The sequence below is a fragment of the Aquitalea magnusonii genome (assembly GCF_002217795.2).
Lineage (GTDB): Bacteria > Pseudomonadota > Gammaproteobacteria > Burkholderiales > Chromobacteriaceae > Aquitalea > Aquitalea magnusonii_B.
Genome location: NZ_AP018823.1, coordinates 718,724 through 738,892, shown reverse-complemented (window position 1 = coordinate 738,892; position 20,169 = coordinate 718,724). Strand labels below are relative to the sequence as shown.

Here is a 20,169-nt window from a genome sequence, read left to right as displayed (position 1 = left end):
AGTCGCCGCATGTCATGCTTTTTGCATGACATGCCGGAGGAAGGCATGTGTTCATGCCCTAAGGCAAGGGATACAACTCAGGCCTGCAAATACACCACATGACTATGGGTGTATTCGTACAAGCCATGCTTGCCATCAGCCCCACCGATGCCGGACTTGCGTACCCCGGCATGAAAACCCTGCATCGCTTCGAAGTTTTCCCGGTTGATATAGGTTTCGCCGAAGTCCAGCTCTCGCATTGCCTGCATCGCCTTGGCCAGATCGCGGGTATACACGGATGAAGTCAGGCCGTACTCGGAATCATTGGCCAGGGCAATCGCCTCCTCCAGACTGTCCACCACCTGTATGGGTAATACCGGGCCGAATATCTCTTGCCGCATGACATCCATCTGCCCATGGCAGCCGGCCAGTACCGTGGGCTGGAAGTGGAATCCGGCCCCCAGATCCGCCACCTGACCGCCGGTGATCAACTGCGCCCCTGCCTGCACCGCCTGCGCCACTTTTGCCTGCACCCTTTCCAGTGCCTGGTGGTTGATCAGCGGTCCCATGTCGATATCCGCCTCCGCCAGCGGATCGCCATAGCGGGTTGCCGCCATGGCGCTGGCCACCTTGTCAATGAAGGCATCTGCCACCTTGCGCTCGACATACACCCGTTCGGCACAGTTGCACACCTGACCGCTATTGATGATGCGCGAAGCGTGAATGGCCCTGGCCGCCAGATCAAGGTCGGCATCGGCCAGTACGATGGCAGGGGCCTTGCCTCCCAGCTCCAGATTGAGTTTGGTGATATGCGGGGCTGCCGCTGCCGCAATGCGCGCGCCGGTCGCCACACTGCCGGTAAAGCTGATCATGTCGACATCCGCGCTGCCAGCCATGTCAGCCCCGGTCGCACCCCGGCCATACAGCACATTGAACACCCCGGCCGGCAAGCCTGACTGCGCCACCAACTGGCTGAACAGATGACAGTTGATCGGTGTTTCCTCGCTGGGCTTGATCACGATGGTATTGCCGGTCAGCAGGGCCGGCGCCATCTTGCGGGCAATCAGAAAGAAAGGAAAATTCCAGGGCAGGATGCCGGCCACCACGCCCAAGGGCTTGCGCAGCAGGAATATCTGCTCGCCGGCCCGGTCGCTGCTGATGACTTCTCCTTCGATGCGTCTGGCCCATTCGGCCATGTAGTCCAGGTAATCGGCCGTAAAGCCCACTTCAACCTTGGCCAGCGCCAGGGTTTTGCCTTGTTCTGCGCTAATGGTATGGGCCAGCACATCCACTTGCTGACGAATCAGGGCGGCAATACTGCGCAGAAAGCCGGCACGTTCGATGGCCGGGCGCGCAGCCCAGTCACGCTGGGCGGCTCGGGCTGCGCTGATGGCCTGTGCCACCTGCTGCGCGGAAGCCTGCGGGGAATGGGCCAGCATCTGGCCATTGGCCGGATTACTCACCCCATGGTGATCGGCACCTTCGATAAAACGGCCATTGATGTAATGACGCAATTGCTGAATTTCAGACATCGGAATGCTCCTGAAAAATCATGTTGGCATGGCCGCGGCACCCCCCGGCGTGGGCCTTGCCGGGGGAGATCTAATAAGCTTGCCTGCCGCTGGCAGGTGCAGGGGAGGCGCGGAAACGTGCCAGGCTGGCCAGCGCCGCCTGACGCAGCAGCGGGATATCGATGCTGATGGCAATGAAGCTGCAGCCCCACTCGGCATAGCGGCGGGCATCCTGCTCATTGGGCGCCAGAATGCCGCAGGCCTTGCCCTGTGCCAGACAGCAGTCAATGGTGCGGCGGATGCTGTGCTGGACCTCGGCATGGCTGGCATTACCCGCGTGGCCCATGCTGGTGGATAAGTCGGCCGGGCCGATAAAGATGGCATCCACGCCTTCCACTGCTGCTATCTGCGCCGCGTGTTCCACTCCGAGTGAAGATTCGATCTGCACCACCAGACAAAGCGCCTGATCAGCCTGCGGTATGTAATCCGCCACCGCATCCCAGCGGGTGGCACGAATCAGTCCGCCGCCGACACCACGTATCCCGGCTGGCGGGTAACGCATGGCCCGCACCAGGGCTGCGGCCTGCGCTGCGCTCTCCACCATCGGCACCATCAGGCTTTGTGCGCCGATATCCAGCACCTGCTTGATCAATGCCGGGTCGCCATGCGGGATGCGCACCACCGGATTGACAGGATAGGCGGCCAGCGCCTGTAGCTGTCCCAATAGCGTGGGCACGGTATTGGGGGCGTGTTCGCCATCGAGCAGAATCCAGTCATGGCCGGTGGTCGCCAGGATTTCCGCGCTATAGGCGGAAGCCATGCCGGCCCAGATGCCGTACAAGGACGAAGAGGTGGGCATCTGCCTTAAGGCAGATTTGAATTGATTGCTTGGCAGTTGCATGGGCAACTCCTATTGCAGATTGACATACATGCCGCCATCCACCAGCAGGCTGGCACCGGTGACATAACGTGCCAGGTCTGAAGCCAGGAACACCGCCGGGCCGACCAGATCCTCCGGCTGCCCCAGCCGCCCCAGCGGGATGCGGTTTTGCATAGTGCTGCGCTTGTGCGGGTCGGCCAGATCCTCCCGGTTGATGTCGGTTTCTATGGTACCCGGCAGCAAGGCATTGCAGCGGATGCCAAGCGGCCCCAAGGCAATGGCGCAGGACTGCATCAGCGACAGCAAACCGGCCTTGGTGGGGGTGTAGTGGGTTTGCATGCCACCGCCCACCAGGGCACTGATGGAACTGACGGCAATGATGGCGCCGCCTTCGCCCTGCTGCTGCATCTGGCGTGCGGCTGCCTGTACCGCAAAATAGGCACCGTTGAGATTGGTATTCACCGTGCGGTAATACGTTTCCTGCGGCATGTCCAGAAAGGCGTGGAAAGGACAGATGCCCGCATTGCTGATAAAGACATCCACTCCGCCCAACTGCTCCACGGCCATGGCAATCAGCGCGGCACCGGTGTCGGGGTCGCCAATATCACCCGCCTGATCGGCCACCTTGCGCCCCAGAACCTCAATCTGGTGACGCAGCGTCAGGATGTCATCCGCACTGCTGCGGCCACTGTGGCCCAGCATCACATCCGCCCCATGGCGGGCACAGCCCAGTGCAATGGCCCGCCCTATGCCACGAGACGCCCCGGTAATCACCACTCGCTTACCTGCTAACAACATCGCTTTACCTCCTCAGAAATACCGGCGATACCAGCCCGATGTGCTACAGCCATCCCTTGATCCCATGCCCACCACCGCAGGCCGGGACCAAGGACCAATCCCGTCTTTGCCAGCCGTGCTTAGAGCTGCTAACAAAACCTCGTAGAGAACCCGGGCCAAGGCGCGCCGCCGCAGACAGTACATGGCGTACGGCAAGGCGGCGCAACGCTGGAGCGGGGGTTTTGTTGGCGAGTCTTAATGGACTGCACTACCAAAACCCACCATGCCAATGGCTGCAATAATGACCACAATGCCCAGCAACAGGATGCGGCGTGTCTGCGGCGCAGTGCCGCGCCACTCGCCCAGGCAGACACCCCACAGATTGGAAATCAGGATGATGAAAGACATGTGCAGCACCCAGGAGCTGGTGGGGTTATGCAAACGGCTTTCGCCCATGCCATAGAAGAAGAACTGCAGATACCACAGCAAGCCGCCCAGCGCGCACAGCAGGTAATTGCGCAGCAAGGGAGTATTGCGATTGACGAACTCGCCCAGACTGCGACGGCGCAAGGACAGGTGCAGACACCACAGCGCATTGGTGGTAAGGCCACCGAGCATGATGACGGCAAAGGTCAGATTATTCATGAACAGGGAATTGGCACCGTGCGCCACCGCGGCCAGCGCCAGTGGTTTGCCCGCATTGATGCCGTAGCTGAAGCAGGCACTCAGGCAACCGGACACCAGCGCAACGGCGATGCCCTTTTTCATATTGAATTCCTGGACCGCACTTTGTTTGGTTGCCAGATCGACTTCGCGCTCCTTGCGCATGCCGGCCACCCCGCACAACACGATGCCGATCAGCGAGCCCAGCACCCCCAGCAGCACCATCTGCCCACCACTGCTGAGCAGCATCTGGCTCAGGCGCAAACCGTCCTCGCGGCCAAACAGGTCATTGAACAGCGGCGGCATCAGGGCACCCAGGGCGGATGTCAGGCCCATGATGATGGACATGCCCAGCGACAGGCCGATATAGCGCATGGCCAGGCCAAAGGTGAGGCCACCAATGCCCCATAACACGCCGAAGAAGTAAGTCCAGCCCAGTGTCCCGCTGTCTGCCGCCTCAAGAATGGAAGCAAAAGCCGGAATGGTCAGGGCAATGGCCAGCCACGGGGCAATCAGCCAGGAAAACAAGCCGCCCAGCAGCCAGAAGTTTTCCCAGGACCACAGCCGCACGCTGCGATACGGCAGATAAAAACTGGCGGACGAAAACGAGCCGATGAAATGAAACAACAGGCCCAGCAGAATGATGGCCATCTGGCTAGTCTCCCAATTGGTAAAAACGCCAGGCATTGTCGGCAAACATGGCACGCCGCTCATGTGCCGCAGCCTGCGCCAGCAAATTGTCATAGGCCTGCCACAGCCTTCGGTAGGAGGTGTACAGGCTGCACACCGGGAAATTGGAAGCGAACATGCAGCGTGCGCTGCCGAAGGCATCGATGGCCTCGTACACCAGCGGCCGCAGACTGTCCTCGGTCCAGCGGTGGTCGAGCATGCCGAAACCGCTCAGCTTTACCTGCACATTCGGGCAGGCTGCCAAGGCCCGCATGCCATCCCGCCACATGCGCCAGCCAGCCGGGGTGTGGCGATCCACATACATGCCGGCATGATTCAACGCAAAGCGCACCGCCGGATAACGCCTGGCCAGCGCGGCAGCTTCCTGCATTTGTGCGGGGTAGATTTGCAATTCGAAGATCAGGCCGTGGCGTTCCAGCAAGGCCATCCCGCACTGCCATTGCGCCTCGCGCATGTAGTGGCGGCCCACGTAGTCGAACTGCGGGTCGGCATGCACGTTGAGAATCTGCCGCACACCACGCACACGGGTGGAAGCTGCCAGTTGCCGGGCAAGCTGATCCGCCGCCTGCGGGCTGGACAGATCGAGAAAAGGCAGCAAAGCAACTGGCAAGGTATCGCCAGACAAGTCGAGCATGTGTTCCAGTTGACTGGTTTCCTCCAGCGCATCCGTCGCATTGGCTTCGACATGCACCACGCCTGCCAGCTCGATATCAGCCTGCTCGGCCAATTGCCGCAAGTCCGACCACCGGAAGTCACGCGCCAGCGCGGCGTAATCACCCAGCAGATTGGGCTTGCGCCGGGTCAGCCAGGGGTACTGATTTCCTTCCAGCCACCAGAAATGGCAATGGGCGTCTACGATGCGCATGGCGGCCCCTCCCCCGTGCTCAGCACGAACATGCTGTGCAAGGGGCGCTGTACCGGCGAGAGGTCCGGCATGGTGGCCATGATGTCGGCCATATAGGCCCACCATTGCTGCATTACCGGCAGGCTGGGCAGTTCAGCCAGCCGGTCGGGCTGGCTGCAGTACAACACGGCAAACAAGGCATCATCCTTGTCATCATGAAAAATGCGGTACTCGACAATGCCGGCATCCAGCAGCGCGCTGCGCAGTTCCGGCCAGATGGCGGCATGACGCCGTTGGTACTCCGCTGCCTGACCCGGATGCAACTGCATGCGGAAAGCCAGTGTGCAAAGTGCTTGTCCATGCGTCATTTCAGCCTCCCGGCGTGTGCAGGTAGGGGCGATGCAAGGCGCAGGCGGGATTAAGCTCCACGCCGAAACCGGGACGGTCCAGCCGCGATACCGGCATGCGGCCGTTTTCCGGCACCGGCTCGTGCAATAACTGCGGACTGAACATCGGCACCACCTGATCGGCCTGCGGTGCCATCATCAGGAATTCGGCAAACGGGCTGTTATGACGGGTGGCGACAAAGTGATAGCTGTACACGCTGGAGCCATGCGGAATCACCAACGCCTGATGCGCATCGGCCAATGCCGAGATTTTCAGCAGCTCGGTAATGCCGCCACACCAGCCGACATCGGGCTGGATGATGTCGCAGCAGCCCATTTCCAGCAGCATGCGAAAACCCCAGCGCGTGGCCTCGTGTTCGCCGGTGGTACATAACATGCCGGGCGGCAGTTGCTGCCGTAAGGCGGCATAGCCCCAGTAGTCGTCCGGCGGCAGTGCTTCTTCTATCCACTTCAGGCCATATTGTTGTGCCGCTTGCGCCAGACGGATGGCGTAATTCAGGTCCAGGCTCATCCAGCAGTCGACCATCAGCCAAAAGTCCGGGCCTACCCGCTCGCGCATGCTGGCCAGCAAGGCCAGGTTTTTTTGCAGGCCGTCCTCCCCCTCCGCCGGCCCGTGGTGCAGCGGCATTTTCCCGCCGATGAATCCCATTTCACGCGCGAGGTCTGGCCGTGCGCCGGTGGCATAAAACTGCAGCTCGTCCCGCACTGCGCCACCCAGCAACTGGTACACCGGCTCCTGCCGCACCTTGCCCAGCAAATCCCACAAGGCCAGATCCACCCCGGAGATGGCGTTGAGCACCAGGCCCTTGCGTCCGTAAAACAGGGTGCCGTGGTACATCTGGTCCCAGATGCGCTCGATATCGCAGACCCTGGCCCCTTCCACGAAACGCGCCAGATGGTGCTCGACGATAAAAGCGGCCGGTTCGCCGCCTGTCGTCACGGCAAAGCCGACATTGCCGGCGCTGTCCTCAACTTCCACCACCAGCGTGCCCAGTACATTGATGCCAAAGCTGCGTCGGCTCTGCCGGTAGGCCGGGTATTTGGACATCGGCGTGGCGATGTGGTCGTCAATCCAATGGCCATCGGCCTGATCGTGATAATCCGCACCACCACCACGCAGGGTAAAAGCACGGACGTGTTTGATGACTGGAATTTGCTTCATGGCGCACTGCTCCGACATTGAATATCTCCATTCATCCAGATCAGAAATAAGCAATATCCGGAATGAATTTGCAGAAATATCTTACGAAATTAATTTAAGCCGACAATAAAAAGCCGATATAAACAGGCTGAATTCCACACGGTGGGAAATCTCTTAAAGAAGCTTGGAAAATATCAGACCATTCACTAGCCGGCAGCAAAATGCGGCAACAGCAAAACTACGTCATACTGGCCAAACCAGCCAATTACTTTTAATTAACCGGCAATACCTTTTGCTTATGGATAACACAGCCCCACCATCATCACCGCAATACCGTCATTTACTGCAACGCCTGCGTTACAAGCATTTGCAGATGCTGGTGATATTAGGTAGCAGCCAGAATATGAAACGGACGGCGGAAGGCATGTATATGTCGCAGCCGGCGGCCAGCCGCATGCTGCAGGAAATCGAGGATATGTTTGACTGCCGGCTGTTTGACCGCCTGCCGCATGGCATGCAGCCCACCGCGCTGGGCATGGTGCTGGTGAAATTCGCCACTCGCAGCCTGCACCATCTGGAAGCCTGCATGGAGACGCTGGCCCTGCAGAAGAAAGAAGGCTTTGGCTATCTGTCAGTCGGTGCCATCATGGGTGCGGCACCCGAGCGGATCATGGCGGCGATTGCACGTTTGAAACAGGAAAGGCCCCGGCTGTGCATCCGCGTGATGGGAGACACCAGCGACGCAGTGGTCAGCTTGCTGGAACAAGGACGCATCGACCTGGCCATTGCCCGGCGCAGCCCGAAAACTGAAGATGCAGCCTTTAATTTTTGGCCATTGGGCAATGAAATATTGCGGCTGGTGGTGGCTAAAAACCATGTGTTATTGCAACAGCAACATATCGAATTGCCGGTATTACTGCGAGACTGGCCGTGGATATTGCAAGCGCCCAGCAGCCCGGCACGCATGGCATTGGAGCAATATCTGCTCCACGCCGCACTGCCCTTGCCCGGCAATATCATCGAGAGCAATTCGGTTTATTCCATGCTGCAACTGATTCAACGCACCAATGCGGTGATGCTGTTAGCCGAATCCGCCATGACAGACTATCTGGACATGGGCATCGTGCAGATCTTGCCAATCAGCATCTGCATACCGCTGCCGCCTTTTGGCATCCTCACGCGCAAGCATGAAGCGCTTAGCGAAGAACAGCGGATTTTTATTTCCTGCCTTGATCAATCCTGCACCATGGCCACCACATGGCAGTAAAAGAAAAAGCCTCCGTGTGGAGGCTTTTCGGTATGGCATGCACCAGCCCGCAGGCTGGCAGAAAACTCAGTTGCTACCGCAGCAGGCCTTGTACTTCTTGCCGCTGCCGCAAGGGCAAGGGTCGTTGCGGCCCACCTTGTCGCCTTCACGACGTACGGTGGCCGGGGCCTGCGCCTTGGCGCGCCAGTAGTTGAACACGGCAATCAGCGCTTCGGGCAACTGTTCCTTGCAGTCTTCCTTTTCCTCTTCGGTAAAGGTGACCAGATCTTCGCCGTCTTCTTCCTCGAACATGCCGCCCAGCACCAGAATCGGCATCAGCAGGTCTTCGAAGCCTTCATCGTCCGCCGCCTCAAACCAGTCGGTATCCACCACGTCCAGTGCGTACAGATAGGCATTGCACCACGGCCAGTAGTCGGCTTCGTCATCATCGGCATCGTCATCGGCGTAGAGGATCAGGTCCAGCGCACGGCCATCGGCCAGCACATGGGCGGTGACATCAAACAGCTTTTGCAGCAGGGCTTCCAGCTCGGCCTGTTCTTCGGCATTTTCAAAAGCCGGAGCATCGCCCAGCACTTCGGCCATCCACATATTGCGGTCGGCAGCATCCGGCCCGCTGGCCAGCGCGGCAAAGAAGCCTTGTACTTCGTCCGGGCGCATGGTGCTGCCACTGATCGACAGGGGCGTGAGCAACTGTTCCAGCCGGGCAAGATCGGCGTCATTGAATACGATATCAGTCATGGTGCGCTCCTAGCGGTCAGATTGAATGGGCGCATTGTAGCGAAAAAAGCCCCGGCTCGCCGGGGCCTGTGCATACAAAGTTTGATCCACCTGCGTTTACGCGGTCTGACTGTCGTTCAGCCCCAGTTTTTCCTTCATTTGCTGGCGCATGACAAATTTCTGGATCTTGCCGGTAATGGTCATGGGAAAGCTGTCGACAAATTCGATGTAGCGCGGAATCTTGTAATGGGCGATCTGGCCCTGGCAAAAAGCGCGCATGTCCTCGATGCTGGCCTGTTCGCCATCGCGCAGCTTGATCCAGGCACACAGTTCCTCGCCAAAGCGGTCGTCCGGCACGCCAATCACCTGCACTTCCTGAATCTTGGGATGACGGTAGAAGAACTCCTCCACCTCACGCGGGTAGATGTTTTCACCACCGCGAATCACCATGTCCTTCACCCGGCCCACGATATTCACATAACCCTCGGCATCCATCACCGCCAGGTCGCCGCTGTGCATCCAGCCGGATTTATCGATGGAGTCGGCGGTTTTCTGCGGGTCATCCCAGTAGCCCAGCATTACCGAATAGCCACGGGTCAACAGCTCGCCGGTTTCGCCATGCGGCACAATGTGGCCATCGTTATCGACAATCTTCACCTCCACATGCGGATGCACCTGCCCCACGGTGGACACGCGCTTGTCCAGCGGCGTGTCGGCACGGCTCTGGAAGCTGAGCGGGCTGGTTTCCGTCATGCCGTAGCCAATGGTGACTTGTGACATGTGCATCAGGGTGGTGACGCGCTTCATCACCTCGATGGGACAAGGGCTGCCGGCCATCACCCCCGTGCGCAGGCTGGACAGGTCGAATTGGGCGAACTGCGGGTGATCCAGCAAACCGATGAACATGGTGGGTACGCCATGCAGCGCGGTACAGCGTTCTTCCTGCACGGTTTGCAGCACGCTGAGCGCATCGAAGCTTTCTGCCGGGAACACCATGCATGCCCCATGCGTGAGGCAGGTAAGCGTGCCCAGCACCATGCCGAAACAGTGGTACAGCGGCACCGGGATGCACAGGCGGTCGGCCGGGCTGAAACCCATGGCCTGTCCGGTAAAGAAGGCATTATTGAGAATATTGTGATGCGACAGCGTAGCCCCCTTGGGGCTGCCGGTGGTGCCGGAGGTGAACTGGATGTTGATGGCATCATCGAATTGCAGGCGATCGCCCAACTGCTGCAAGGCGGCGCGCTCGGCTGGGGTCGGTTCGGTCAGCAGTTCGGCAAACCCCAGCATGCCTGGTGTGGCCTGCTGGCCCATGCGGATCACCCATTCCAGCCTGGGCATGCGGGCGGCCTTGAGCTGACCGGGCTGGCTCACCGCCAGTTCCGGCAACAAATCCTGCAGCATTTCAATGTAATTGCTGCTCTTGAAGCTGGGCGAAGCAATCAGTGCCCGGCAACCTACCTTGTTGATGGCATATTCCAGTTCGGAACGGCGATACGCCGGGTTGATGTTGACCAGCACCAGCCCGGCCTTGGCGGTGGCAAACTGCGTCAGCACCCATTCGGCGTTGTTCTGTGACCAGATGCCGATGCGCTCGCCCGGCTCAAGGCCAAGGCGCATCAGGCTGCACGCCATCCGGTCCACTTGCTCCTGTAACTGGGCATAGCTCCAGCGTATGCCCTGCTGGCGAACCACCAGGGCGTCCCGCTGGGCGTGGTGCTGGCAGGCCGCGTCAAACATCTGGCCGATGGTCTTGCCAATCAGTGGCTGCTGACTGGCTCCGTGCACGTAGCTGGCGTGCTGCATTGTGTGTCTCCTTGTTGTGGTCTCTTTATCCGGATGCGTCGTTTCCCTTGCGACGGCAGCCACGCTGCATGGCGCGGCCCATTTTTCTGGCATTAATCCCACAAGTTTACGATTACGTAAACGTAATGCAGCTATCATGATGAGAAGGCGTGGGAAAAACGCTACAATCCGTATAAATACTGAAAGCAGATACCATGACAGAACAGGAAGTCTTCACCATTTCGGATCTGGCACGTGATTTTGACGTCACACTGCGCACCATCCGCTTTTACGAGGAACAAGGGCTGATCGAGCCGCAACGCGATGGCCGCCAGCGCGTATTCACCCGCCGCGACCGCGCCCGCCTGCGGCTTATCCTGCGTGGCAAGCGCATTGGCCTGTCCTTGTCGGAAATACGCGAAATCATTGATCTGTATGATCTGGCCCGCGATGAAGCCAGCCAGTCGCTCAAGCTGCTGCATTTGCTGGTAGCCCGGCGCGAACAGCTGGAAGAACAGCGGCGTGACATCGACGTGGTGCTGGGGGAAATCGATGCGCTGGAAAAACACTGCCGTGGCGTAATCGACCAGATGACCACCAAGGCCGACAACCCCGCCTGAACACCTGCCCTCGTGCAGGTTTTTTTACCACACCATATTGACGCTTACGTAAACGTAATTCAATATTCAAAGCAGTAAGGCAACCATCACAATAGCCTGTCAGGCACAGCCGCCACGACCGGCACCGAGGAGAAACACCATGTACAGCAGCCTGCGTTTTGACCACGGCGACACTTACGACATGTTGCGCCAGAGCGTGAAGGATTTTGCCGACGCCGAAATCGCCCCGCGCGCCGCCGATATCGACCGTGACAACCTCTTTCCGGCCGACCTGTGGCGCAAGTTTGGTGAGCTGGGCTTGCTGGGCATCACCGCCGAAGAAGAATACGGTGGTGCCAATATGGGCTACCTGGCCCACATGATCGTGATGGAAGAAATCAGCCGTGCCTCGGCCTCGGTCGCCCTGTCCTACGGCGCGCACTCCAATCTGTGCGTCAACCAGATCCGCAAGAACGGCACCGCCGAACAAAAAACCCGCTACCTGCCCAGGCTGATTTCCGGCGAACACGTGGGCGCGCTGGCCATGTCCGAACCCAATGCCGGTTCCGATGTGGTCAGCATGAAGCTGCGCGCCGATAAAAAAGGCGACCGTTATGTACTGAACGGCAGCAAGATGTGGATTACCAACGGCGGCGATGCCGACACCCTGGTGGTGTATGCCAAGACCGACGTCAACGCCGGGCCCAGGGGTATCACGGCTTTTATCGTGGAAAAGGGCTTTGCCGGTTTCTCGCATGGCAGCAAGCTGGACAAGCTGGGCATGCGCGGCTCCAACACCTACCCGCTGTTCTTCGACAACTGTGAAATCCCGGCCGAGAACGTACTGGGCGGCGAAGGCAATGGCGTGAAAGTGCTGATGAGCGGGCTGGACTACGAACGCGCCGTACTGTCGGCAGGCCCGCTGGGCATCATGCAGGCCTGCATGGACATCGTCGTCCCCTATCTGAACGACCGCAAACAGTTTGGCCAGGCCATTGGCGACTTCCAGCTGATGCAGGGCAAGCTGGCCGACATGTACGTCAAGCTGTCTGCCAGCCGCGCCTATGTCTATGCCGTCGGCCAGGCGCTGGACCGGGGCGATACCGGCCGCCAGACCCGCAAGGACGCTGCCGGTGCCATTCTGTATGCCGCCGAAAACGCCACCCAGATGGCGCTGGACGCCATCCAGTGCCTGGGCGGCAACGGCTATATCAATGAATACGCCACCGGCCGCCTGCTGCGCGATGCCAAGCTGTACGAAATCGGCGCGGGTACCAGTGAAATCCGCCGCTGGCTGATTGGCCGCGAACTGATGGCGGAAACACGCTGAACATCGGGAGTAGAGAGTGGGGAGTCGGGAGTAAAACCGTCAACTCACCCACACCCTACTGACCACTAACACCGGGAGTAGAGAGTCGGGAGTGGGGAGTTCCCCACCCGTCACCTGCTACTCCCTACTCCCCACTCCCTAAAATCATGCCAGTCATCGAATCCAAACTCTCCCCTCGCGCGCCGGACTTCCAGGCCAATGCCGACAAGATGCGTGCGCTGGTGGATGACTTGAAACAGAAGGTCGCCCAGGCGGCACTGGGCGGCGGCGACAAAGCCCGTGACAAACACACCGCGCGTGGCAAGCTGCTACCGCGCGAGCGCATCAACCTGCTGCTGGACCCTGGCGCGCCCTTTCTGGAACTATCGCAGCTGGCTGCCTTTGGCATGTACAACGACGATGCGCCGGGTGCCAGCCTGATCAGCGGCATCGGCCGTATTGCCGGGGTGGACTGCCTGATCATCGCCAACGATGCCACGGTCAAGGGTGGTACTTATTACCCGATGACGGTGAAAAAGCATCTGCGCGCGCAGGAAATCGCCAAGGAAAACCGCCTGCCCTGCGTCTACCTGGTGGATTCCGGCGGAGCCTTTTTGCCACTGCAGGACGAAGTGTTTCCGGACAAGGAACACTTTGGCCGCATCTTCTACAACCAGGCCCAATTGTCTGCCGCCGGCATTCCGCAAATTGCCGTGGTGATGGGCAGCTGCACTGCAGGCGGCGCTTATGTGCCGGCCATGTCGGATGAAACCATCATCGTGCGGGAACAAGGCACCATCTTTCTGGGCGGCCCGCCGCTGGTAAAGGCCGCTACCGGCGAAGTCGTCACCGCAGAAGAACTGGGCGGTGGCGATGTACACGCCCGCATCTCCGGTGTGGCCGACCATCTGGCGCAGAACGACGCCCACGCGCTGGGCATTGCCCGCCGCATCGTGGCCGACCTCAACTGGCACAAACAAGGCGTGCTGGACCGCACCGAACCCAAAGCACCACGCCATGCCGCCGAGGAAATCTACGGTGTGATTCCGGCCGACCCGAAAAAGCCGTTTGATGTGCGTGAAATCATCGCCCGACTGGTGGACGATTCCGACTTTGACGAATTCAAGCAGAACTACGGCACGACGCTGGTGACCGGTTTTGCCCGGCTCAATGGCTGGCGCGTGGGCATCATCGCCAATAACGGCATCCTGTTTTCCGAATCTGCGCTCAAGGGTGCGCACTTTGTCGAACTGTGCTGCCAGCGTGGCATTCCGCTGATTTTCCTGCAGAACATCACCGGCTTCATGGTGGGCAAGAAGTATGAAAACGGCGGTATCGCCAAGGATGGCGCCAAGCTGGTTACCGCCGTGGCCTGCGCCAGCGTGCCCAAGTTCACCGTGCTGATTGGTGGCAGCTTCGGGGCGGGCAACTACGGCATGTGTGGCCGCGCTTACAGCCCGCGCATGCTGTGGATGTGGCCCAACAGCCGCATTTCGGTGATGGGTGGCGAACAGGCCGCCGGGGTGCTGGCACAGGTCAAGAAGGAACAACTGGGCGAGGCCTTCACCGCCGAGCAGGAGGAGGCGCTGAAAGCACCGGTACGCGAACAATACGAACGCCAGGGCCACCCTTATTACGCCAGCGCGCGGCTGTGGGACGACGGCATCATCGACCCGGCCCAGACCCGCGATGTACTGAGCCTGGCACTGGAAGCCGCCCTGTCCGCGCCCATCGACAAAACACGCTTTGGCGTGTTCCGCATGTAAGGAAGCGCCATGAGCCAGTATCAGACTCTTGATATCCATCGCAGCGGCAGCACCGCCACCGTCTGGATGAATCGCCCGGAACTGCACAATGCGCTGAACGAAACGCTGATTGCCGAGCTGACCGCCGCCTTCAAGGCCCTGCAACTGGACGACAGCGTGCGCGTCATCGTACTGGCCGGTCACGGCAAAAGCTTTTCCGCCGGGGCTGACCTGGACTGGATGCGCCGCGCCGCCGGCTACAGCGAGGCAGAAAACCTGGCCGATGCCCAGCGCCTGGCCGCCATGCTCAAGGCCATTTACCGCAGCCAGAAGCCGGTGATCGCCCGCATCCACGGCCCGGCCATTGCCGGTGGCACCGGCCTGGCTACCGTATGTGACATTGCCATTGCCACCGACGCCGCCCGCTTCGGCCTGACTGAAGTGCGCTTGGGCCTGATTCCGGCCACCATCGGCCCTTATGTGGCCGATGCCATCGGCTGGCGGCAGGCGCGGCGCTACTTCCTGTCGGCCGAGCGCATTGACGCCGCCACTGCCGCCCGTATCGGCCTTGTACATGAAGTTGTCGCCGCCGACATGCTGGACCAGCGCATCGCCGACATCGCCAGCGAACTGGCCAAAGGCGCACCACGCGCACTGGGGGCAGCCAAAGACCTGCTGGCCGAACTGCATGAAGGCTCACCCTGGGATGACGACCTGCTGGCCGACACCGCCAGCCGCATTGCCAGTACCCGCAGCGGACAGGAAGCCCGCGAAGGTCTGGCCGCCTTCTTCGACAAACGCCCGCCCGCCTGGCAACAAGAACAATAAGGACACTGCCATGTTCAAGAAAATACTCATTGCCAACCGCGGGGAAATCGCCTGCCGGGTGATCAAGACCGCGCGCCAGCTGGGCATTGCCACTGTTGCCGTTTATTCCGATGCCGATGCCGATGCCCGCTTTGTCAGACTGGCCGATGAAGCCTGGCGACTGGGTCCGGCTCCGGCGGCGGAATCCTATCTCAAGGCCGGGCTGATTCTGGACATTGCCCGCCAGAGCGGTGCCGAGGCCATCCACCCCGGTTATGGCTTTTTGTCGGAAAACGCTGACTTTGCCGCCGCCTGCGCTGCCGCCGGCATCGCCTTCATCGGCCCGCCGGCCAGCGCCATTGCCGCCATGGGCAGCAAGTCCGCCGCCAAGGCACTGATGGAGCAAGCAGCCGTACCGCTGGTGCCGGGCTATCACGGCGAGCGCCAGGAGCCGGATTTCCTGCACCAGCAGGCCGACCGTATCGGCTATCCGGTACTGATCAAGGCCAGCGCCGGTGGCGGTGGCAAGGGCATGCGCATTGTCGAGCGCAGCGAGGATTTCGCCGCTGCGCTGGCCTCCTGCCAGCGCGAAGCGGCCGCCAGCTTTGGTGACGACAAGGTGCTGGTGGAGAAATACCTGCCGCGTTCGCGCCATGTGGAAATCCAGGTATTTGCCGACAGCCTGGGAGGCTGTGTCTACCTGTTCGAGCGCGACTGCTCGGTGCAGCGCCGCCATCAGAAAGTACTGGAAGAAGCCCCGGCACCGGATTTGCCGGTCAGCACCCGGCAGGCGATGGGCGAAGCCGGCTGCGCCGCCGCCCGTGCGGTGGGCTATGTCGGTGCGGGGACGGTGGAATTCATCATGGCGGTACAGGACGATGGCCGCCCCGGTGACTTTTACTTCATGGAAATGAACACCCGCCTGCAGGTAGAACACCCGGTGACCGAAATGATCACCCGGCAAGACCTGGTGGCCTGGCAATTGCAAGTGGCCGCCGGTCAGCCGCTGCCGCTGCGGCAGGACGAGTTGAAGATTCACGGTCACGCCATCGAGGCGCGCATTTATGCGGAAGACCCGGACAAGGGCTTCCTGCCCGCCACCGGCCAGCTGATTCACCTGGCCACCCCCGCAGAAAGCGCTCAGGTACGCATTGATACCGGGGTGGAACAAGGCGACAGCATCAGCCCCTTCTACGACCCGATGATTGCCAAGCTGATCGTGTGGGGTGAAAACCGGGCTGCCGCCTTGCAACAGTTGGACGCGGCACTGGCGCAGTATCAGGTGGCCGGTGTCACCACCAATATCGCCTTCCTGCGCCGCATTGTGCAGCACCACAGCTTTGCCAGCGGTGCGGTGGATACCGGCCTGATCGCCCGCTATCAGGATGCCTTGCTGCCACCGGCCGTCCCGGCCAGTGGCGAGCAGCTGGCCGTGCTGGCGCTGGCCCAGACGCTGGGCGCGCAGACGGACTTCCCGGTGCGCGCGGGCTGGCGTCTGAATGGGCAACTGGAAACCATCCAGCAATTCATGCACGGCGACACCCTGCACAGCGTCAGCCTGCGCCATCTGGAGCACGGTTTTGCCGTGACGGTGGCAGGACAGACATATCAGGCCATGGCACGGCTGCAACACGGTGAATGGCATGTCACGCTGGACGGGCAACAACTGCGCGCCACCGTCATCTGCCAGCAGCAGCAGCGGGTGTTGTTCCTGCAAGGCGAACGGCTGGAAGCAAGCTGGGTGGACCCCTACGCCGCCAGCGCCGAAGAAGTGCATGGCGCCACCCACCTGAAAGCACCGATGCCTGGGCGGGTAGTGGCCTTGCTGGCCAGTAGCGGGCAGCAGGTGAGCAAGGGGGAGCCCCTGTTAATTCTGGAAGCCATGAAAATGGAACACACCATCCATGCACCTGCCGACGGCGTGGTGCAGGCCTTCTATTTCGCCGCTGGCGAACAAGTGTGTGATGGCGACGAGTTGCTCGACTTCGACGCCGACTGATCCGAAGGACAACACGCTATGCCAACCGTAAAAATCGTCGAAGTCGGCCCGCGCGACGGGCTACAGAACGAAAAGCAGCAGGTGGATACCGCCAGCAAGCTGGAACTGATTCGCCGCCTGGCTGCCAGCGGCCTCACCACCATCGAGGCCGGTGCTTTTGTCTCGCCCAAGTGGGTGCCGCAGATGGCTGACAGCTTGCACATACTGCAAGCACTGGAGCTGTCCGGGTCGGTAAATTACCCGGTGCTGGTGCCCAACGACAAAGGCATGGAACAGGCTCTGGCAGCTGGCGTGCGTGAAATCGCTGTGTTTGGTGCCGCCAGTGAAGGCTTCAGCCAGAAAAACATCAATGCCAGCATTGCCGAAAGCCTGGCCCGCTTTGACAGCGTGATGGCTACTGCCCGGCGCGAGGGCATCCGCGTGCGCGGCTATGTGTCCTGCGTGGTGGATTGCCCCTATGAAGGGCCGATTGCCCCGGCCAAGGTGGCAGAAGTGGCTGCCCGTCTGCTGGACATGGGCTGTTACGAAATTTCGCTGGGCGACACCATTGGCACTGCCACCCCCAACCGGGCGCTGGACATGCTGGAAGCAGTCAGCAAGCTTGTGCCAATTGCACAACTGGCAGGTCACTTCCACGATACCTACGGCATGGCCATCAGCAATATTCATGCTTGTTTTCAGGCTGGCATCAGAACATTCGATTCCTCGATTGCCGGGCTGGGCGGCTGCCCGTATGCTCGTGGGGCATCCGGCAATGTGGCCACCGAAGACGTGGTGTACCTGATGCATGGCCTGGGCGTGGACTGTGGCATAGACTTGCCCTCCCTGGTGCAAACCGCCTGGTTTGCCGCCGGTCTACTGGGCCGCGCCCCCACCTCGAAAGTGGCGCAGGCCATGGCAACGGTCCACTGAGCCGCCACGGCCACGCCGCAAAAACAAAGCAAGAAAAGCAAGAAAAGCAAGGTAAAGAAAGAGGAGAACCATGCAGCAGCTCACCCAGCCCATCTGGCAACCATCCGCCGAACGTATCGCAGGCTCCCACCTGCATGCCTTTACCCGCCTGGCCGAAGCAGCCTACGACCGCGCGCTGCCCGATTACCAGACACTGTGGCAAGCCAGCGTGGACGATCCGGGCCGCTTCTGGGCGCTGGTGTGGGATTACTGCGGGGTGCTGGGTGACAAGGGTGGCAGCGCGCTGGAGCAGGCGGACAATATGCTGGCTGCGCGCTTTTTCCCCGAAGCCCGGCTCAATTACGCAGAAAACCTGCTGCGTCACGATGGCGATGCCACCGCCCTGGTGTTCTGGGGTGAAGACAAGGTCAAATCCCGCTACAGCTGGCAGCAGTTGCGCCAACTGGTGTCCCGCTTGCAGCAAGCCATGCAGGCCGCCGGCATTGTGGCAGGCGACCGCGTGGCCGGTTTCCTGCCCAATATGCCGGAAACCGTGGCCGCCATGCTGGCCGCCACCAGCCTGGGTGCGGTATGGACCAGTTGTTCGCCCGACTTTGGCATCGACGGTGCCATCGACCGCTTCGGCCAGACCGAACCCAAGCTGCTGTTCTGCCCGGATGGTTACTGGTATGGCGGCAAGCAGATCGACATCCGCGACAAGATGCAGGCGCTGGCAGCCGGCCTGCCTTCGGTGCAGCAGTTCATTGCCGTCCCCTATCTGGGCGAAACCGCTGCTTTTGCCGCCAGCCTGCCGCGCACCATTACGCTGGACGATTTCATTGCCCGTTTCACTGCGCGCCCCTTGCAGTTTGTCCGGGTGAAATTCAACCATCCGCTGTTCATCCTGTATTCCAGCGGCACCACCGGCAAACCCAAATGCATCGTGCATGGCACTGGCGGCAGCTTGCTGCAGCATTTGAAGGAACACCAGCTGCACGCCGACATTCACCACGGCGACCACCTGTTTTACTTCACCACCTGCGGCTGGATGATGTGGAACTGGCTGGTATCCGGCCTGGCCAGCGGTGCGGCGCTGATGCTGTATGACGGCTCGCCGTTTGCCAATCAGGGACGCATTCTGTGGGAGTATGCGCAGCAATGGCAATTCACCCAGTTTGGCACCTCGGCCAAATACATTGATGGCCTGCGCAAGATCAACCTGACTCCTGCCACGCAATACCGGCTGGATGCACTACGTGCAGTGTTCTCCACCGGCTCGCCGCTGATGGCGGAAAGCTTTGACTGGGTGTACGCCAACATCAAGCAGGACATCAATCTGGCCTCCATTTCCGGCGGTACCGACATTGTGTCCTGCTTTGCGCTGGGCTGCGCCAACCTGCCGGTGTACCGAGGCGAACTGCAATGCCGTGGCCTGGGCATGGCGGTGGACATCTTCAACAGTTACGGCAGACCGGTACGGCAGGAGAAAGGCGAGCTGGTATGCACCCGCCCCTTCCCCTCCATGCCGGTGGGGTTCTGGCAGGACGAGCAGGGCAGCAAATACCGTCAGGCCTATTTTGGCCGCTTCGATAATGTGTGGTGCCACGGTGACTACGCCGAACTCACCGCCCACAACGGCATGGTGATTTATGGCCGTTCCGATGCGGTGCTCAACCCCGGTGGCGTGCGTATCGGCACCGCGGAAATCTACCGTCAGGTGGAAAGCTTCCCGGAAGTAGTGGAAAGCCTGGCCGTGGGTCAACGCTGGCAGGACGACGAGCGCGTGGTGTTGTTTGTCCGGCTGCAGCAGGGCCAGGTGCTGGATGACGCGCTGGTCAACCGGCTGCGTGAGCAGATCAAGCGTGGCGCCAGCCCGCGTCATGTCCCGGCGCGCATCATTGCGGTGGCGGATATTCCACGCACCATCAGCGGCAAGATTGTCGAACTGGCAGTGAAAAACGTGATTCACGGCGAGCCGGTGAATAATCTCAGTGCGCTGGCCAACCCGGAAGCGCTGCAACTGTTTGCCAATCTGCAGCAGTTGCAAAACTAGCCTGCCAGCGCCGCGGGCATGGGAGCTGGCTTGCCCCCCGGCCTGCCCGCCCAGCCTCGCCATCCACTCAGCAAGCCGGACAGGCTTGAGGGCCATCAAGGCAGC

17 protein-coding genes are annotated in these 20,169 nt (G+C 60.7%); 8 read left to right on the top strand and 9 right to left on the bottom strand.

What is annotated here, in order from left to right; all coding sequences use genetic code 11:
• Positions 1–77: 77 nt before the first annotated feature.
• The 7 genes from aldA to rhmD form a co-directional block, all read right to left on the bottom strand.
• Positions 78–1,502, bottom strand: coding sequence for an aldehyde dehydrogenase (gene aldA / locus DLM_RS03515; RefSeq protein ID WP_420000708.1), 1,425 nt, complete (start codon positions 1,500–1,502; stop codon positions 78–80).
• Between the two features lie 79 nt (positions 1,503–1,581).
• Positions 1,582–2,391: an HpcH/HpaI aldolase family protein gene (locus tag DLM_RS03510; RefSeq protein WP_089082742.1), complete on the bottom strand. Its 810-nt coding sequence runs from the start codon at positions 2,389–2,391 to the stop codon at positions 1,582–1,584.
• A 9-nt stretch (positions 2,392–2,400) separates the two neighbouring features.
• Positions 2,401–3,168, bottom strand: coding sequence for an SDR family NAD(P)-dependent oxidoreductase (locus tag DLM_RS03505; RefSeq protein ID WP_089082743.1), 768 nt, complete (start codon positions 3,166–3,168; stop codon positions 2,401–2,403).
• Between the two features lie 234 nt (positions 3,169–3,402).
• Positions 3,403–4,461, bottom strand: coding sequence for an L-rhamnose/proton symporter RhaT (gene rhaT, locus DLM_RS03500; RefSeq protein WP_089082744.1), 1,059 nt, complete (start codon positions 4,459–4,461; stop codon positions 3,403–3,405).
• 4 nt (positions 4,462–4,465) lie between these two features.
• Positions 4,466–5,365 (bottom strand): amidohydrolase family protein, encoded by a 900-nt coding sequence (locus DLM_RS03495; RefSeq protein ID WP_089082745.1) that lies wholly within the window; start codon positions 5,363–5,365, stop codon positions 4,466–4,468.
• The gene (locus DLM_RS03490; RefSeq protein ID WP_089082746.1) at positions 5,353–5,712 is read right to left on the bottom strand and encodes an L-rhamnose mutarotase; all 360 of its coding nucleotides are present in this window, start codon (positions 5,710–5,712) and stop codon (positions 5,353–5,355) included. Before DLM_RS03490 ends, DLM_RS03495 begins: the two co-directional genes overlap by 13 nt.
• 1 nt (position 5,713) lies before the next feature.
• Positions 5,714–6,913, bottom strand: coding sequence for an L-rhamnonate dehydratase (rhmD, locus tag DLM_RS03485; protein WP_089082793.1), 1,200 nt, complete (start codon positions 6,911–6,913; stop codon positions 5,714–5,716).
• A 352-nt stretch (positions 6,914–7,265) separates the two neighbouring features.
• Here rhmD and DLM_RS03480 point away from each other — a divergent pair, with 352 nt between their 5' ends.
• Positions 7,266–8,159 carry a LysR family transcriptional regulator gene (locus DLM_RS03480; protein ID WP_231960039.1) on the top strand — a complete coding sequence of 298 codons (894 nt, stop codon included), beginning with the start codon at positions 7,266–7,268 and terminating at the stop codon, positions 8,157–8,159.
• Between the two features lie 66 nt (positions 8,160–8,225).
• Here DLM_RS03480 and DLM_RS03475 read toward each other — a convergent pair whose 3' ends face one another.
• Positions 8,226–8,897 carry a YecA family protein gene (locus DLM_RS03475; RefSeq protein WP_089082748.1) on the bottom strand — a complete coding sequence of 224 codons (672 nt, stop codon included), beginning with the start codon at positions 8,895–8,897 and terminating at the stop codon, positions 8,226–8,228.
• Between the two features lie 96 nt (positions 8,898–8,993).
• On the bottom strand, positions 8,994–10,682 hold the full coding sequence (locus tag DLM_RS03470) for an AMP-binding protein (RefSeq protein WP_089082749.1): 1,689 nt from the start codon (positions 10,680–10,682) through the stop codon (positions 8,994–8,996).
• A 194-nt stretch (positions 10,683–10,876) separates the two neighbouring features.
• Here DLM_RS03470 and DLM_RS03465 point away from each other — a divergent pair, with 194 nt between their 5' ends.
• The 7 genes from DLM_RS03465 (at position 10,877) to DLM_RS03435 (ending at position 20,064) form a co-directional block, all read left to right on the top strand.
• On the top strand, positions 10,877–11,281 hold the full coding sequence (locus tag DLM_RS03465; protein ID WP_089082750.1) for a MerR family transcriptional regulator: 405 nt from the start codon (positions 10,877–10,879) through the stop codon (positions 11,279–11,281).
• 139 nt (positions 11,282–11,420) lie between these two features.
• On the top strand, positions 11,421–12,590 hold the full coding sequence (locus DLM_RS03460) for an isovaleryl-CoA dehydrogenase (protein WP_089082751.1): 1,170 nt from the start codon (positions 11,421–11,423) through the stop codon (positions 12,588–12,590).
• A gap of 146 nt (positions 12,591–12,736) precedes the next feature.
• Positions 12,737–14,335, top strand: a complete 1,599-nt coding sequence (locus tag DLM_RS03455; RefSeq protein WP_089082752.1) for a carboxyl transferase domain-containing protein — start codon at positions 12,737–12,739, stop codon at positions 14,333–14,335.
• Between the two features lie 9 nt (positions 14,336–14,344).
• On the top strand, positions 14,345–15,142 hold the full coding sequence (locus tag DLM_RS03450) for an enoyl-CoA hydratase/isomerase family protein (protein ID WP_089082753.1): 798 nt from the start codon (positions 14,345–14,347) through the stop codon (positions 15,140–15,142).
• 10 nt (positions 15,143–15,152) lie between these two features.
• Positions 15,153–17,120: an acetyl/propionyl/methylcrotonyl-CoA carboxylase subunit alpha gene (locus DLM_RS03445; RefSeq protein ID WP_089082754.1), complete on the top strand. Its 1,968-nt coding sequence runs from the start codon at positions 15,153–15,155 to the stop codon at positions 17,118–17,120.
• 18 nt (positions 17,121–17,138) lie between these two features.
• Positions 17,139–18,032 (top strand): hydroxymethylglutaryl-CoA lyase, encoded by an 894-nt coding sequence (locus DLM_RS03440; protein ID WP_089082755.1) that lies wholly within the window; start codon positions 17,139–17,141, stop codon positions 18,030–18,032.
• 70 nt (positions 18,033–18,102) lie between these two features.
• Entirely contained in the window at positions 18,103–20,064 is a 1,962-nt protein-coding gene (locus tag DLM_RS03435; protein WP_089082756.1) for an acetoacetate--CoA ligase, read from the top strand.
• Positions 20,065–20,169: the final 105 nt, after the last annotated feature.

Coding starts and splice junctions, on each gene's coding strand:
- DLM_RS03445 (WP_089082754.1), top strand. CDS start 15,153: ATGTTCAAGAAAATACTCATTGCCAACCGCGGGGAAATCGCCTGCCGG.
- DLM_RS03495 (WP_089082745.1), bottom strand. CDS start 5,365: ATGCGCATCGTAGACGCCCATTGCCATTTCTGGTGGCTGGAAGGAAAT.
- DLM_RS03450 (WP_089082753.1), top strand. CDS start 14,345: ATGAGCCAGTATCAGACTCTTGATATCCATCGCAGCGGCAGCACCGCC.
- DLM_RS03470 (WP_089082749.1), bottom strand. CDS start 10,682: ATGCAGCACGCCAGCTACGTGCACGGAGCCAGTCAGCAGCCACTGATT.
- DLM_RS03510 (WP_089082742.1), bottom strand. CDS start 2,391: ATGCAACTGCCAAGCAATCAATTCAAATCTGCCTTAAGGCAGATGCCC.
- DLM_RS03505 (WP_089082743.1), bottom strand. CDS start 3,168: ATGTTGTTAGCAGGTAAGCGAGTGGTGATTACCGGGGCGTCTCGTGGC.
- DLM_RS03435 (WP_089082756.1), top strand. CDS start 18,103: ATGCAGCAGCTCACCCAGCCCATCTGGCAACCATCCGCCGAACGTATC.
- rhmD (WP_089082793.1), bottom strand. CDS start 6,913: ATGAAGCAAATTCCAGTCATCAAACACGTCCGTGCTTTTACCCTGCGT.
- rhaT (WP_089082744.1), bottom strand. CDS start 4,461: ATGGCCATCATTCTGCTGGGCCTGTTGTTTCATTTCATCGGCTCGTTT.
- DLM_RS03460 (WP_089082751.1), top strand. CDS start 11,421: ATGTACAGCAGCCTGCGTTTTGACCACGGCGACACTTACGACATGTTG.
- DLM_RS03475 (WP_089082748.1), bottom strand. CDS start 8,897: ATGACTGATATCGTATTCAATGACGCCGATCTTGCCCGGCTGGAACAG.
- DLM_RS03455 (WP_089082752.1), top strand. CDS start 12,737: ATGCCAGTCATCGAATCCAAACTCTCCCCTCGCGCGCCGGACTTCCAG.
- DLM_RS03480 (WP_231960039.1), top strand. CDS start 7,266: ATGCTGGTGATATTAGGTAGCAGCCAGAATATGAAACGGACGGCGGAA.
- DLM_RS03490 (WP_089082746.1), bottom strand. CDS start 5,712: ATGACGCATGGACAAGCACTTTGCACACTGGCTTTCCGCATGCAGTTG.
- DLM_RS03440 (WP_089082755.1), top strand. CDS start 17,139: ATGCCAACCGTAAAAATCGTCGAAGTCGGCCCGCGCGACGGGCTACAG.
- DLM_RS03465 (WP_089082750.1), top strand. CDS start 10,877: ATGACAGAACAGGAAGTCTTCACCATTTCGGATCTGGCACGTGATTTT.